Below are 14182 nucleotides of genomic sequence, written 5' to 3'. Positions count from 1 at the left end.
GTCGAAGGACGGGGGCGCCCCCTGACTTTTGTAAGGAAGGGCCCCCTTTTAACGCCTCCGGTAGAGGAAGGGCCCCCTCTTAACGCCGCGGGGTCAGGCGCGGAACGCTGCAGGGTCAGGCGCGGAACGCCGCAGGGTCAGGCGCGGCGGACCACGAACGCGTCCGGCATCCGGAAGGTGAGGTTGTCCGGGCACCACGGTGGACGGACCACTGTCACACCGTCGAGCAGCGGCGTGGCCTCGGCGACCACCACGGCGGCCTCCATCCGGGCCAGTTGGGCGCCGACGCAGCGGTGCGGGCCGGCGCCGAACGCCAGGTGTCGGCGGGAACCGGGCTGCCCCGGGCGGAACTCGCCGGGCGCGGCGACCACTGCCGGGTCCCGGCCGGCGCGGGCCAGCCAGGCCACCACGCTGGTGCCCGCCGGCACCGGCGTCTCGCCCAGCGAGGTGTCGACGGCGGCCACCCGCCGCCAGGTGACGATCGGTGGCTCCAGCCGCAGCCCCTCCTCGACCACGTCGTCCACGCCGATCTCGCCGGCGCGCAGCCCGGCCCGTACCGCCGGTTCGCCGGCGAGCCGGTGCAGCAGCAGGGTGAGGAACTGCGAGGTGGTCTCCTGGCCGGCGACGAGCAGGAAGAACAGCGCGCCGACCACCACGTCGGGGGAGTGCCCGGCGGTACGCAGGCGCGCGGCGAGCCCGCCCCCGGTGGCGGCGAACCCGCGCAGCACGGTGTGGAACCGGCCCACCTCGGCGGCCAGCGCGAGCTGTCGGGAGGCGTCCAGCGGCGCCCAGAACAGCTCCAGCGCGGCCCGGGCGAAGTCCTTGACCGCGCCGACCGGCGCGTCCGGCAGCTCGACCAGCCGGGCCAGCACCAGCAGCGGCAGGTCGGCGGCGAGGTCGGCGTACAGGTCGACCGGCCGGCCGGCGTCGAGTGCGGCCGTCAGCCCGGCCACCCGCTCGCGGACCAGCGCGGTCAGCCACTGACGTTGGGCGGCCACCCGGTGCGGGTGCAGCGCGTCGGCGACGATGCCCCGGATCTCCGGATGGCTGGCGCCGCCGTTGTTCGCCAGCGTCGGCGGCAACCGGAACCGGTGCCCGGCGAGCACCCGCAGCGCGGCCACCGGGATCGGGGTCACCGCGTCGAGCGCGTTGTCCGGCCGGAACGTCACCGGGTCGGCGAGCACCCGGCGCACCAGCGCGTGCCGGGTCACCACCAGGTGCGGCACGCCGACGTGGTCGACCACCGTGGCCAGGTCCGGCCACGGTCCGTCGACGGACCTCCCCCAGCCCCGGAACAGCACGCGCCGACGCTACCGGCGCGCTCCCGGCGGCTTCGGGTCCAGCTCCCAGACGGTGGTGCGCTTCACCCGCACGCTCTCCAGCGCCTCGGACACCGGCACGTCGTACGCGGCCAGTTCGTGGAAACGCTCGCGGGGCAGGAACGCCCGGCCCGGGTCGCCCACCAGCACCCGCGCTCCGGCCCGGGCGGCCCGGAGCAGGAAGCGCAGCATCCGGCGGGCCATCGCCTCGCTGTAGAAGACGTCCCCGGCCAGCACCACCTCGGCGTCGCCGGCGTCGGAGTCGAGGATGTCGCCGAGTTCGGCGTCGACGCGTACCCCGTTGGCCTCGGCGTTGAGCGCGACCGCCGCGACGGCCCGCTCGTCCACCTCGACCGCCCGGACGGCGGCCGCGCCGGCCCGGGCGGCGGCGATGGCGACCAGGCCGGAGCCGGACGCCAGGTCGAGGACCCGGCGGCCGGTGACCAGTTCGGGGTGGTCGGTCACGTAGCGGGCCAGGCCCTGGCCGCCGGCCCAGGCGAAGGCCCAGAACGGCGGCGGCTGGGCGCTGCGGAACTCGCCCTCGGTCAGCTCCCAGAGGCCGATCGGCTCGTCGGCCTGGTGCAACCGCACCTCGGGGACGAAGGCGACCGGGGCCAGGCGGGCGTGCAGCCGGACGAACGCGGCGGACAGTTCGGACACCGACCGATTGTGTCCCACCGCGGTCGACGCGCCGATCCCGGGCGTGTCGCCGGTCGACGGTGACCGGTTCACCACCCTCGGTGAAAGGGACCCTCGATGTTGACGACCGGTGCGAACACGCCCGTCTACCGGCCGGCCGGGCCCGCTCCTAGCGTTGCGGGTGGATACGACCGAGGTGAGGGAGGCGTGGTGAGCGGGTGGCGGCACGCGCTGCGGATCGGGCTGGTGCTGACCTGTCTGGCGGGAGCCGGCTACGGCGGGGCGGCGCCGGCACGGGCGGCGGCCGCGTTCTCCACGGAGTTGAGCGGCCTGCCCGACGAGTTCACCGCCGGCGACCGGGTGGAGACGCTCTCCGCGGTGGTGTCCCGGTCCGACCGGGGCGCCCGCTCGGAGTGCGTCAAGGTGCGCTGGTCGATGCTGTTGCGGGTGGACGGCCTGCGGCTGGACCAGGTGAAGGTGGACCGGGTCGAGGAGACCGGCTCGTTCCCGCTGGAGATCCGTGCCGACGGTGACACCGCCCGGCTGACCGACCGGGAGCTGGATCCGGGGGTGCTCTGTCCGGGGCGTACGGTGACCGCCCGCTACCGGGTGGCCTTCGCCGAGGACGTCGGGCGCGGCCGGGTCAGCTTCGCCGCGGAGGTGTACGACCCGCAGGCGCGGCTGCTGGCCCGGCGGACCGCCTCGCGCCAGGTGGTGGGCGAGGCGGCCGAGCCGACGCCGGAGCCGACCCCGACGAGCGCCGAGCCGACCGACCCGCCCAGCGAGGAGCCGGCCACCGAGGAGCCGGTGACGGAGGAGCCGACCGACGCGGCGGTGGTCGAGCCGCCACCGCCGGGCGCGGCCGGCCGTCCGGTCGCCGCCACCGGAGGGTTCGGCGTGGTGCAGGCCGCCTTCCTGCTCGGTGGCCTGTTGCTCTTCCTCGGGGCCGGACTCCTGCTGCGGATGCGCCGCCTGCTGCGTACCGCCGACGGGGTGGAGGAGGACCTGCCGCCGTCGTTCGAGCGGCGGCGGACCCGACGACGCTGGCGCTGACCGGCCTCAGCCGGACGCCGCCGCCCCGGCGTACGCGGGCGCGCCGACGGTCGCCGCCGGCCGCAGCGACAGCACCGTGCCCAGCCCCGCGACCTCCTGCCGCTCGACGGCGAACTCGGCGGCCAGCGACCGACCGAGGTACGCCAGGGTGTCCGCGTCGGTGGCGCACATCTGCGGCGCGCTCGCGTCGGTGGCGACCAGGTGCACCTCGCCGGCCAGCAGCAGCGACGAGTTGACGAACTGGCACAGCTCCGGCCAGAGCAGGTAGCGCCAGAAGTCCACGCTGACCACCGCGTCGAGGCTGCCCGGCGCGAGCGGCGGCGCGAGGCCGATCAGGTGGAAGTTGGTCGGGCCGACCGGCGCGGCGTAGTCGAAGGTCATCGCGGACGCGCTCAGTCCGGCGTCGGCGGACCCGGTGCCCACCCAGAGCACCCGGGGGCCGGGGAGCCGGTCGGCGAGCCGGGCCACGGCGGGTCCGATCGCGCAGGTCGACTGTTCGACGCAGTCGCGTACCAGCGAGCGGAAGAGCAGGATCCGCTTGACCGCCTCGGGGCCGACGATGACGCTGAGGAACTCCCACTCCAGGCACGGGTAGAGCGCGGTGATCGAGCGCGTGTTCGCCATCATCTCGGCCCAGTTGCGACCCATGTTGCGGTGGTGCGGCAGGTGGACGACGCGGGCGTCGTCGTCGTACCCGAAGCTCACCCCGGCCCGGTCCACCCGGTAGAACAGCTCGATGTCCTCCATGCCGTAGCTCAGCGCGAACTCCTCGCGGAAGCCGCCGACCCGGTCGAACAGCTCCCGGCTCAGCGAGATGTTGTGGGTGTACGCGACGGTCCAGCCCACCTCCAGCCAGTCCCGCCGCTGGTCCGGCACGCCGTCGGGAGGGAACCGCATGTCACCGCCGTGCGGGGAGAGGCGGGGGATCGCGGCCGGGTCGTCGCGCAGCACGGCGGGCAGGTGCGCCAGCCCGATGTCGTCCCGGCGCCCGATCAGCACCTCCGGGTGGCCCGGCTCCCGGTGGTGGGCCAGGTGCCGTTCCAGCAGGTCGGGCAGGGACCAGGAGTCGGCGTCGAGGAAGACGAGCAGCGGCGCGGCGGCGTGCCGGACGCCCTCGTTGCGCACGCCCGCGCGGCCGCGCCGCTCGGCGAGTTCCACCAGCCGCAGGCGCAGGCCCGCGCCGGCGGCCAGCGCCTCCGGGTAGCCGTCGGGGGATCCGCCGTCGCGCACCACGACGACCTCGAAGCGGTCCGGCGGAAGGGTCTGGCGGGCCAGCGCCCGCAGGGTCAGCTCCAGGCAGTGCGGGTCCTGGAAGGTCGGCATCACCACGCTCAGCTCGGGGGTGCCGGTGGTCTGCAGCGACATGCGTTCGGTCTCCGTTCGTCGGACCGCGGCGGGCGTGCGCCGCCGGGGCCACGGGCGCGGCGGGTACGTTGCGGGCCGCCGGCGCGGGCGTGCGGGAAGGGCCGGCCGTGGGGTGGGGCCGGGAGCGCTCTCCGGGATGGTCCGACGATAACCGTACGCATAGTTAACCGTCACTGAAGGTAGGGGTCGCTAGGGGTGATCCGCTTTACAAAAAACTCGCTCTTGTAAAAATGCGTGACGGCTGCCACAGTCGGTTCAGGAGTCGACCGATCGGAGTCCGTTGATGCGCACCGACACCGTTCCGTGGCGGGACACCCGCAAGCCGCTCTGGCCGCTCGCCCTGCTCGTCCCCGTGCTGCCGTTCGTGGCCTGGTCGGTCTGGCACGCCACGGACGCGGGGTGGGCCTGGTGGCTCACCCCCGCCGTGGTCTTCGGCCTCATCCCCGTGATCGACCTGCTGATCGGCGACGACCGGGAGAACCCGCCGGACGAGGCGGTGCCGGCGTTGCAGGCGGACGGCTACTACCGCTGGCTCACCTACCTCTACCTGCCCGCCCAGTACGCCGCCCTGGTGCTGTGCTGCGCCGTGTGGGCCGGCGGCGGGCTCTCCTGGTGGGCGGCCGCCGGCCTGGTCGCCACCGTCGGGGTGGTGGACGGCATCGCCATCAACACCGCGCACGAGCTGGGGCACAAGCGGGAGCGGGCGGAACGCTGGCTGTCCAAGATCGCCCTGGCGCCGGCCGGGTACGGGCACTTCTACGTCGAGCACAACCGCGGCCACCACACCCGGGTCGCCACCCCCGAGGACCCGGCCAGCTCACGGCTGGGTGAGACCTTCTGGGCGTTCTGGCCGCGTACGGTCTGGGGCAGCCTGCGCTCGGCCTGGCGGCTGGAGACCGGGCGGTTCCGCCTGCGTGGCCGCAACCCGTGGACGTGGCGCAACGACGTGCTCAACGCCTGGGCCATGACCGTGCTGCTCTACGCCGTGCTGGCGGTGGCGTTCGGCCCCGGCGTGCTGGTGTTCCTCGTCCTCCAGGCGGTGGTCGGCTTCTCCCTGCTGGAGGTGGTCAACTACCTGGAGCACTACGGGCTGGCCCGGCAGCGCACCGCCGCGGGCCGCTACGAGAAGGTGGATCCCCGGCACAGCTGGAACAGCGACCGGACGGTCACCAACGTCTTCCTGTTCCAGCTCCAGCGGCACAGCGACCACCACGCCAACCCGCTGCGCCGCTACCAGACGCTGCGCAGCTTCGACGCCTCGCCGCAGCTGCCCGCCGGCTACGCCACCATGGTGGTCGCCGCGCTGGTGCCCCCGGTCTGGCGCCGGATCATGGACCACCGCGTGCTGGCCCACTACGACGGCGACCTCTCCGCGGCCAACGTCCACCCGCCGGCCCGCGCCCGTCTCTCCCGGCCCTCGGCCCGCCCCGCGTTCCCGGAACCCCCCGCGCCCGCCCCGCGCTCCCAGGGGTGACCGGGGAGTTCGCGTCCGCGTTCCGGTGTGACGCGGACGCGAACTCGGGGTCTGGGCGACTCAGTCGAGCTGGCTGGGTTCCAGGCCCAGCTCGCGGGCGGCGACCAGGCGGATCCACTCGGCGATCTGCCGGCGGGTGATCACCCGCTCGTGCACCGCGAGCTGCACCGCCAGGCCGTCCATCACCGCGCTGATCCGCCAGGCGGCGCCGGCCGGGTCGGGACAGTCGAAGGTGCCGTCAGCGACCCCGTCGCTGATCACCGACGCCAGGTCCTGACGCCACCGCAGGTCCAGCCGGCGGGAGAGCTTCTCCAGCTCCGGCGTCCGCAGCGACTCGGACCAGCCGTCGATCCACATGGACCAGGAGGTGGAGCGGCCGGTCGGCGCGTAGAGCCGGAGCATCCGCCGCAGCTTCGCCAGCGGTGGGGCGGAGGAGCGGAGCACCGCGTCCAGCCGGGCCAGGTCCTGCTCCACCGCGTACGCGAAGGCCTGCGCGAGCAGCCGGTCCTTCGTCGCGAAGTGGTAGAACACCAGCGCCTGGCTCACCCCGGCGGCCTCGGCCACGTCGGCGGTGCGGGTGTTGGCGAGCCCTCGTTCCGCGATCACCTCGCAGGCCGTGCGCAGCAGCGCGTCCAGGCGGATCTCGGCGGCACGTCTCGTCACGCGGTTACCGTAACCCATCCGAATGACCACGAGGAGTTACCGGAGCGGCCGGTCGGCGGTGGGACAGTCGGATGCCGGACACTCCACCCGCCGGCCTGGATCCGCAGGTGGACGCGCTTCTCGGCCGACTCCGCGGCTGATTGCCCAGGCTCCTAGGAAGCTCTATGGGAAGTTCGGTGCTCACCGCCCGGACGCGCCGGGAGGGGACCCGATTTGGCAACCGTTCCCGGGCTCGGCTAAAGTTCTCATCCGTCACCGGAAAACAACCGGGGGCGTGCGGACGTAGCGCAGCTGGTAGCGCATCACCTTGCCAAGGTGAGGGTCGCGGGTTCGAATCCCGTCGTCCGCTCGGAGATGCCGCCACGCATGTCGGGGGCAACCTCGGTGGAGTGGCCGAGAGGCGAGGCAACGGCCTGCAAAGCCGTGTACACGGGTTCAAATCCCGTCTCCACCTCGGCAGTTGACGAGGGCGATTGGCGCAGTGGGAGCGCGCTTCCTTGACACGGAAGAGGTCACTGGTTCAAACCCAGTATCGCCCACCATCGGAAAGGCCGTGTCGAACACTCGACACGGCCTTTCTCGTTCCCTCCGTCAGGCCGACGCGCCCAGCAACGCCTCCGCCACCGGGGTCCGGCTGCTCAGCAGCGACCGGCCCTGGCGCCGGGTCACCACCAGGCCGGCGGCCCGCAGCGCGGTGAGGTGCTGCGACACCCCGGCCGGGGAGAGCCCGGTCCGTCGGGCCAGCTCCGTCGTCGACCGGGGCGCGTCCAGCGCCGCCAGCAGCCGCGCCCGGCCCCGGCCCAGCACCGCGCCCAGCGCGTCCGGCGCGCGCACCGGGGTCTCCCACAGCGTGCCGACACCGCGCGCCGGATAGGCCAGCTGGGAGACGTCCCCGGCCGCGATGCTCAGCACCGACGGCCAGACGAACACCGAGGGCACCAGGACCAGACCACCCCCCTCGGGTACGTCCGGCGCCGGGCAGTGTCGCTGGCTGACCAGCAGCGCGTCGCCCTCCCAGCGGACCAACTCGTGCAGGTCGTTCAGGAGGCCGGCGGTGCCGTCCTCGGCCATCCGGCGGGCCCGGTGGAAGACCTCCGCGTCGAGCACCGCCCGGATCCGGGGCCAGTCGTCGGCGACGGCCAGCCGCCAGTAGGCGTCGATCTCGGCGGCCAGCCGGGCCAGCCCGGCGACCGGATCGGCGTACAGGGCGGCCACCACCGCCGGGCGGGGACCGGGCAGCAGGTCCAGGTGGGCGCGGACCACCTCGGGGCGGGTGGCGCGCAGCGTGGCCAGCTCCTCGGCCAGGTCCGGGTCCAGGCCGGCCGGCGGCGGGGTGAGGAAGTCCGGCAGGTAGCCCGGGGCCGCCGGCACCAGGCGCCACAGCAGGCCGGCCTCCGGGTCGAGCAGCCCCGCGTCGGCCAACCGCGGCCGGACCCGGGCGGCCCAGGGCAGGTGGATCGCGTGCCGGCCGGGATCGCGGAGCACCCGGACGCCGGCCATCACCTCCCACAGGCCGGACAGCGCGAACCGGACCCGTGCCACGGCGCCCGCCGACAGGCCGATCGCGACCACACCGCCCCCTTCGTTTCAGCCAGGACTGAAACAATACGGCGACCGGCCGACCCCGACCGAGACTGACCGGGTGAACGAACAGCACATCCGAGCCCGACAGTTCCGCAGCCTGCACGTACCCGGCGAGCCGCTGGTCCTGGTCAACGCCTGGGACGCGGCGAGCGCCCGGATCGTGGCCGCCGCCGGCGCCCGCGCGGTCGCCACCACCAGCGCCGGCGTGGCGTGGAGTCGCGGCGCGCCCGACGGCGACGCGCTCGCCCGGGAGACCGCCGTCGACGTGATCCGCCGGGTCGCCGCCGCGGTGCGCCTGCCCGTCACCGCCGACATCGAGTCCGGGTACGGCGCCCGCCCCGACGACGTCGCCGAGACCGTCACCGCGGTGCTCGCGGCCGGCGCCGTCGGAGTCAACGTCGAGGACGCCCGGCACGATGGGGGTGGGGCGTTACGCCCGGTCGACGAGCAGTGCGCCCGGCTCGCCGCGGTCCGTGCCGCGGCCGACCGCGCCGGCGTTCCGCTGTACCTGAACGCGCGGGTGGACACCTTCCTCCGGGGCGTCGGCGGGGTGCCGGAGACCGTGGCGCGGGCCGAGGCCTACCTGGCCGCCGGCGCGGACGGTGTCTTCGTGCCGGGGACGGTCGACCCGCAGACCGTGGCGGCGCTGGTGGCGGCAATCCCCGCGCCCCTGAACGTGCTGGCCGGGCCGGGCGCGCCGCCGGTGGCGGAGTTGGCGCGTCTCGGGGTGGCCCGGGTCAGCCTAGGCTCGGCGGTGGCCGAGGCGGCGTACGCGGTGGCCCGGCGCGCGGCCGTGGAGGCCCTCGGCGACGGCACGTACGGGGCGCTGGCCGATGCGCTCGACTACGGGACGATCAACGAGCTGATGCGGGACTGATCCCGGCACGCGGACGGGGGCGCCACCTGGCGCCCCCGTCCGGGCCGGTCCGGGGACCGATCAGCTCCGTCGGCCCCCGGCTCGCCTCACATCGGCGGGGCGACGTCCCGGCGCTCCTCGACCCGGCGGTACTCGACCGGCTGCTCGGTGGTGGTGACCACCTGGCGGCGCCGGCCCCAGACCAGCGTGGTCATGATGAGGCCGAGCACGCCGGCCGCCATCAGGATCCAACCGACGACGTCGAGGTCGACCCCGCCGACGTTGGCGTTGAGCGCGAAGGTGAGGATCGCGCCGACCGCGATCAGGAAGATGCTCGTACCGATACCCATGACAGCCTCCTTCGGGGGGATGGTTGTGCTGTCGCATCGCCCAGTACCCCGGGGTCGAGCAGCGCAATCACCGCGGCCGGGGGGCTGCCGCAGGGCGATCTTGGCATCGGGTAGAGTTTCCTCCGTCGCCGGCGCAGCCGGTGACGACGCGGACGTAGCGCAGCTGGTAGCGCATCACCTTGCCAAGGTGAGGGTCGCGGGTTCGAATCCCGTCGTCCGCTCGCGAACCGCCCGGGCGATTGGCGCAGTGGGAGCGCGCTTCCTTGACACGGAAGAGGTCACTGGTTCAAACCCAGTATCGCCCACTCGTTCTCCCCAACCGCCGCTCGACCGGCGGACATCTCCCACCGGCCGGACAAGACCGGCCACATCGGTCACCCCATCCCACCGAGGACCCGGTACGGGTCCACCGTGCGGGTTATGGAGCGCTCGACCGCCGCGTGTCAGGGTGAGGCCCGATACGCAGGGAGGCGGTCACATGGGGACGATCGGGCAGGGACGATGGCGGCGCACGGCCGCCCGGCTGGGCGTGGCGGTGGTCGTCGCGGCGGCCGGGGTGACGGTGGGGGCCGCGCCGGCGCAGGCCACCGCGACCCGCACCGTGGCGTTCTGGAGCATGGACGAGCCGGCGTCGTCGACCGTGCTGAGGGACAGCAGCGGCAACGGCCGGCACGGCGCGGTGGGCGGCGAGGTCGTCACCGGCGCGCTCTACGCCGGCGCCACCGCCCACCGGTTCGCCACCCACCTGCCGCCCGACCAGGAGTACGTGCCGGAGCACGTGGACCTGGTGCCGCACAGCACCGACTTCAACCCCGACGCCGGGGACTTCTCGGTGACCATCCGCTACCGCACCACCCACTCCTTCGGCAACATCCTCCAGAAGGGACAGGGCAACGCGGTCGGCGGCTACTGGAAGTTCGAGGCGCCCGCCGGCAAGCCGAGGTGCCTGTTCCGGGGCGGTGACGGCGCCTCGCGCACCGGCTACACCGGAGTGTCGATCGCCGACGGCCAGTGGCACACGGTGACCTGCAACCGCACGTCCGCGTACGTGGAGATGTACGTCGACGGTGTCCGCACCAGCCGGCTGAACGGGCCGACCGGCACCATCGCCAACACGTGGCAGGTCTCCGTCGGCGGCAAGAGCCAGTGCGACGGTACGAAGGTCACCTGCGACTACTTCGCCGGCGACATCGACTACATCAAGATTCTGAAGGGTTCCGGCGGTCCGGCCAACCAGGCGCCGGTGGCCGACCTGGCGCCGTCCTGCTCCGGGCTGGTGTGCACGTTCTCCGGCGCGGGCTCCACCGACGCCGACGGCGCGATCCAGGACCACCGCTGGGACTTCGGCGACGGCGGGACCGCTGACACCGTCTCCGTGCCGACCACCTCCCACACGTACGCGACGGCCGGCACCTACCCGGTCACGCTCACGGTCACCGACGACCGGGGCGCCACCGGCACGGCGACCGTCGACGTCACCGTCGCACCGGTCGCCGAGCGGATCTCCTTCGTCGGCCAGGCCACCGCGAACACCAACTGGACCAGTCACACGGTGACCGTCCCGGCGTCGGTGCAGCCGGGTGACACGCTGCTGCTCCTGCTCAGCCAGAACACCCACACCGGCACCGGTGAGCCGACCGGCGTGACCGGCTGGACCCGTCTGGACCGGCTCGACGGCGGTTTCGCCACCACGACCGCCTGGTCGAAGACCGCGGTCGCCGGGGACGCGGGGACGCCGGTCAAGGTGACACTCGACGGCCAGGCGAAGGGCAACCTGGTGGTGGCCGCCTACCGGGGCGTCCGGCCGGGCGCGCCGGTCTTCGCCCGGGCCACCGACCCGGCCAGCAGCGCCAGCCGGATCACCCCGTACGCGCCGGTGACCGTCGCGCAGAGCTGGGCCGTGTCGTACTGGCTGCACGGCGACGGCACCTCCACCAGCCTCACTCCGCCGGCCGGCGTCGCGGTCCGCAGCAACAGCTCGCAGAGCGGCGGCGGCCGGGTGACCGGGCTGCTCGCCGATTCGGGCAGCAGCGTGCCGGTGGGCAGCTACGGCGGTCTGACCGCCACGGCCGCCGCCGCCAGCACGACCACCACCACGTGGACGTTCGTCCTGCCGCCGGCCTGACCCGTTTCCGGTACGCGCGAAGGCCGGCACCCCGGGTTCGGGGTGCCGGCCTTTCGCGTTGGTCTTACTTGGTCCAGTGCTGGGCCACGATGTCGGTGGCCTGCTTCTCCCACTGGGCGTAGGCGTCGGGGTAGGCGGAGACCTGGACGGTCTGCGCGGCCTCGGTCAGCGGCATCTTGTCCCAGCCGTCGACCTGCTTCAGGCCCTTGAGGAAGGCCAGGGTGGAGTACTCGGGGTCGGTGATCTGCTCCGGCGTGCCCCAACCCGAGGACGGGCGCTGCTGGAACAGGCCCAGCGAGTCGTGGTCATTCTTGTCGCCGAGGTGCCCGAGGTTCTCCAGCTTCGACTCCTGCAGTGCGGTGGCGATCGAGATGACCGCGGCCCGCTCCGGCAGGCCGGCCTTCTTCGTCGCGGCGATGATCGCCTTGGCGTTGGCGGTCTGCTCGTCGTTCAGAGTGATGCGGGACTGCTCACCCTGCACGCTGGCAACCGCGACGGGCTTACCGGCGGCGGCGTGGGCGGGGTGTCGGCGTGGGCGGCGACCGGACCGGCGAACACACCACCGGTGAAGGCCAGACCAGCAATACCGAGAACGCTCTTACGCAGGATCGTGTTCATCAGAGGGGCTCCATTCGGGGGTCAACACACCGGGGGGTGTGGGCACCGTCAGGCGCTCGAAAAAGTCTTGGGGGGGTCCGGCACGCTCGCGGGGCCGGGGGGCCTGCTCACGGGGGCCGGGGTGTCCGGCTGGCTCGCGGGGCGGGGGCCTCGTCGCGGCGCCGGGATGATGTGTAACGACCGGCGGCCCGCCGTCATTCCCCGCCGGGGGCAGGGCGGCTCGGGGGGTCGCCTGCTCGGTCGTTCACCCGTCTACAACGCCACCCAGCCCACGACGATTCCGCGCCCAGGGTGCCGCCCACCACCACCGAACCGGACACCCCACCCCACCCGGGCCGCGCGGGTGGAAGATCACGGGTGCATCCGGACCCCGCAGACACCCATGACGTTCCACCCACCGCCCGCCGAGCCCGTCGGTGGAACCCCATGGGTCCATCCCGCCCCCGCAGACACCCATGACGTTCCACCCATCGCACGCCAACCTCACGAGTGGAACAGCATGGGTGTGTCCCGGCTCCGCAGACACCCACCACGTGCCACCCACCGCCCGCCAACCCCGTTAGTGGAACGCCACGTGGTGTGTCCCGGCCCGGGAGACACCCACTCCTTTCCACCGGCGCCGTCTCCTGACCGACGCACCCTTTCCGATCCTCATGCTTGGGTTGATCGACTCCATCGCGGGGAGGTGGCGGCATCACGGCCCCACCGACCCCTCTACCTCCCCGACCTGGCGGCCCATCCGTGCCCACGGGCGCTGACTTGTGTGCGGGTGTCCGTTTCTGCGGGAGATCTTGGAAGTTCGGGGCCCCTCTGGGGGCCGTTTCCTTCCAAGATCTCGGCGGGGCGGGGATGTGGCGTCCCGCCCTCGCCGGGCGGTGGGAGGGAAGGGGGCGCAGACGTGTGCGGAGACGTCCCGGGCGGACGGCCGGCAGGTGCCGGTGCCGCAGGCCCCCGGGATGCACGCCGCCCGGACCGGGCAAGGTCACCGTCCGGTGGGCGTGGGTGGAGGGCGTGATCCCCTGTTCTGCCGTTGGCAGACGCGCTGTCCGGAACGGGGGACCGGCGGGCAGGCTGGGACGCATGCGACTGCTGATGCTGGGTGGTACGGGATTCGTCGGTGGAGCGGTGGTGGCCGAGGCGGTGCGCCGGGGCTGGTCGGTGACCGTGTTCAACCGGGGGATCCACGGGGACGTGCCGGCCGGCGTGCACCGGTTGCGGGGTGACCGCACCGCGCCGGACGGTCTGGCCGCGCTCGCCGGCGGCGAGTGGGACCTGGTGGTGGACACCTGGGACGGCGCGCCCCGGGCGGTCGGGGACGCGGCGCGGGCCCTGGTCGGGGCGGTGCCGCACTACGTCTACGTCTCCAGCGGCTCGGTGTACGCGCCGCCGGTGGGACTGGGCACCGGTGAGGAGGCGCCGACCGTGGCGGCCGAGCCGGACGCGGACGACGGCGACTACCCGCGGAACAAGGCCGGCGGGGAGCGGGCCGCGGTGCGGGTGTTCGGGGACCGGGCGCTGCTGGTGCGGGCCGGCCTGATCCTCGGCCCGGGGGAGGACATCGGACGGCTGCCGTGGTGGCTGCACCGGGTGGCGCGGGGCGGCGACGTGCTGGCACCGGGGCCGCGGGACCTCCCGGTGCAGTACGTCGACGTCCGCGACCTGGCGGTGTGGATGCTGGATCGGGGGGTCGAGGGCGTCGGCGGGGCGTACAACGTGGTCGGTCGCACCGGGCACGCGACGATGGGTGAGCTGCTCGACGCGGCGGTGGCGGTGACCGGGTCGGGCGCGACGCTGCGCTGGACGCGGCCGGAGCCGATCCTGGCGGCGGGCGTGGAGCCGTGGAACGACCTGCCGATCTGGGTGCCGCGCGGGCACGAGTACCGCTGGTTGCAGGAGCGCGACGTCGAGCGGGCGTACGCGGCGGGTCTGGTCTGCCGGCCGGTCACCGAGACCGTCGCCGACACCTGGCGGTGGCTGCGCGAGGTCGGCCGGGTCCCGGCCCGGGCGGGTCGGCCGGCGCGCGCGCCGGTGGGTCTGGCTCCCGAGCGGGAGGCGGCGCTGCTGGCCACCCCGGCGGTCTGACGCGCACCTGCCGGTCACCCCGGGTCGAGGGGCCGGGTGCGGCGGGGCCGGGTC

At 74.0% G+C, this 14182-nt stretch carries 11 protein-coding genes, 5 tRNA genes and 1 pseudogene; 10 read left to right on the top strand and 7 right to left on the bottom strand.

The window, feature by feature from the left end:
* Positions 1-137: 137 nt before the first annotated feature.
* Together CO540_RS10745 and CO540_RS10740 are read right to left on the bottom strand one after the other, a co-directional pair.
* Positions 138-1301, bottom strand: a complete 1164-nt coding sequence (locus tag CO540_RS10745) for a cytochrome P450 (RefSeq protein WP_099161922.1) — start codon at positions 1299-1301, stop codon at positions 138-140.
* 9 nt (positions 1302-1310) lie between these two features.
* Positions 1311-1979 carry a methyltransferase gene (locus CO540_RS10740; protein WP_099164703.1) on the bottom strand — a complete coding sequence of 223 codons (669 nt, stop codon included), beginning with the start codon at positions 1977-1979 and terminating at the stop codon, positions 1311-1313.
* A 189-nt stretch (positions 1980-2168) separates the two neighbouring features.
* Between CO540_RS10740 and CO540_RS10735 the strand changes: the two genes are divergently transcribed.
* Positions 2169-3011, top strand: a complete 843-nt coding sequence (locus tag CO540_RS10735; RefSeq protein WP_099164702.1) for a hypothetical protein — start codon at positions 2169-2171, stop codon at positions 3009-3011.
* Positions 3012-3017: 6 nt separating this feature from the next.
* Here CO540_RS10735 and CO540_RS10730 read toward each other — a convergent pair whose 3' ends face one another.
* The gene (locus CO540_RS10730; RefSeq protein WP_099161921.1) at positions 3018-4376 is read right to left on the bottom strand and encodes a glycosyltransferase family 2 protein; all 1359 of its coding nucleotides are present in this window, start codon (positions 4374-4376) and stop codon (positions 3018-3020) included.
* Between the two features lie 283 nt (positions 4377-4659).
* Between CO540_RS10730 and CO540_RS10725 the strand changes: the two genes are divergently transcribed.
* Complete coding sequence (locus tag CO540_RS10725; RefSeq protein WP_099161920.1) at positions 4660-5850, top strand: alkane 1-monooxygenase; 1191 nt, start codon at positions 4660-4662, stop codon at positions 5848-5850.
* A gap of 60 nt (positions 5851-5910) precedes the next feature.
* Here CO540_RS10725 and CO540_RS10720 read toward each other — a convergent pair whose 3' ends face one another.
* On the bottom strand, positions 5911-6513 hold the full coding sequence (locus tag CO540_RS10720) for a TetR/AcrR family transcriptional regulator (RefSeq protein ID WP_091583912.1): 603 nt from the start codon (positions 6511-6513) through the stop codon (positions 5911-5913).
* A gap of 276 nt (positions 6514-6789) precedes the next feature.
* Between CO540_RS10720 and CO540_RS10715 the strand changes: the two genes are divergently transcribed.
* The 3 genes from CO540_RS10715 (at position 6790) to CO540_RS10705 (ending at position 7055) form a co-directional block, all read left to right on the top strand.
* A tRNA-Gly gene (locus CO540_RS10715) sits at positions 6790-6862 on the top strand.
* Between the two features lie 34 nt (positions 6863-6896).
* Positions 6897-6967, top strand: a tRNA-Cys gene (locus CO540_RS10710).
* A gap of 13 nt (positions 6968-6980) precedes the next feature.
* Positions 6981-7055, top strand: a tRNA-Val gene (locus tag CO540_RS10705).
* A gap of 49 nt (positions 7056-7104) precedes the next feature.
* Here CO540_RS10705 and CO540_RS10700 read toward each other — a convergent pair.
* Positions 7105-8085, bottom strand: a complete 981-nt coding sequence (locus CO540_RS10700) for a helix-turn-helix domain-containing protein (RefSeq protein ID WP_216642360.1) — start codon at positions 8083-8085, stop codon at positions 7105-7107.
* Between the two features lie 70 nt (positions 8086-8155).
* On the opposite strand from CO540_RS10700, the gene CO540_RS10695 reads away from it, so the two are divergent.
* A complete protein-coding gene (locus CO540_RS10695; protein ID WP_099161919.1) occupies positions 8156-8974 on the top strand; it encodes an isocitrate lyase/phosphoenolpyruvate mutase family protein in 819 nt (272 codons plus the stop codon).
* 86 nt (positions 8975-9060) lie between these two features.
* On the opposite strand, the gene CO540_RS10690 is transcribed toward CO540_RS10695, so the two are convergent.
* Positions 9061-9303 (bottom strand): DUF6458 family protein, encoded by a 243-nt coding sequence (locus CO540_RS10690; RefSeq protein WP_091579214.1) that lies wholly within the window; start codon positions 9301-9303, stop codon positions 9061-9063.
* Positions 9304-9451: 148 nt separating this feature from the next.
* Here CO540_RS10690 and CO540_RS10685 point away from each other — a divergent pair.
* The 3 genes from CO540_RS10685 (at position 9452) to CO540_RS10675 (ending at position 11428) form a co-directional block, all read left to right on the top strand.
* Positions 9452-9524: transfer RNA gene (locus CO540_RS10685), tRNA-Gly, on the top strand.
* A 12-nt stretch (positions 9525-9536) separates the two neighbouring features.
* Positions 9537-9608: transfer RNA gene (locus tag CO540_RS10680), tRNA-Val, on the top strand.
* Between the two features lie 173 nt (positions 9609-9781).
* Positions 9782-11428: a PKD domain-containing protein gene (locus CO540_RS10675; protein WP_099161918.1), complete on the top strand. Its 1647-nt coding sequence runs from the start codon at positions 9782-9784 to the stop codon at positions 11426-11428.
* Positions 11429-11492: 64 nt separating this feature from the next.
* Here the strand turns inward: CO540_RS10675 and CO540_RS10670 are convergent.
* A pseudogene (locus CO540_RS10670) lies at positions 11493-12046 on the bottom strand (hypothetical protein).
* A 1080-nt stretch (positions 12047-13126) separates the two neighbouring features.
* Between CO540_RS10670 and CO540_RS10665 the strand changes: the two are divergent.
* Positions 13127-14128 (top strand): NAD-dependent epimerase/dehydratase family protein, encoded by a 1002-nt coding sequence (locus tag CO540_RS10665; protein WP_099161917.1) that lies wholly within the window; start codon positions 13127-13129, stop codon positions 14126-14128.
* The last annotated feature ends 54 nt before the right edge of the window (positions 14129-14182 follow it).

Source organism: Micromonospora sp. WMMA2032 (assembly GCF_002688545.1).
Lineage (GTDB): Bacteria > Actinomycetota > Actinomycetes > Mycobacteriales > Micromonosporaceae > Micromonospora > Micromonospora sediminicola.
Note: the sequence above shows the minus strand (reverse complement) of the source record. Positions and strands in the feature narration are given on the sequence as shown.

Bases quoted from the DNA above. Each gene is read 5' to 3' on its own strand.
- CO540_RS10730 (WP_099161921.1), bottom strand. From the start codon at position 4,376: ATGTCGCTGCAGACCACCGGCACCCCCGAGCTGAGCGTGGTGATGCCG.
- CO540_RS10725 (WP_099161920.1), top strand. From the start codon at position 4,660: ATGCGCACCGACACCGTTCCGTGGCGGGACACCCGCAAGCCGCTCTGG.
- CO540_RS10690 (WP_091579214.1), bottom strand. From the start codon at position 9,303: ATGGGTATCGGTACGAGCATCTTCCTGATCGCGGTCGGCGCGATCCTC.
- CO540_RS10675 (WP_099161918.1), top strand. From the start codon at position 9,782: ATGGGGACGATCGGGCAGGGACGATGGCGGCGCACGGCCGCCCGGCTG.
- CO540_RS10665 (WP_099161917.1), top strand. From the start codon at position 13,127: ATGCGACTGCTGATGCTGGGTGGTACGGGATTCGTCGGTGGAGCGGTG.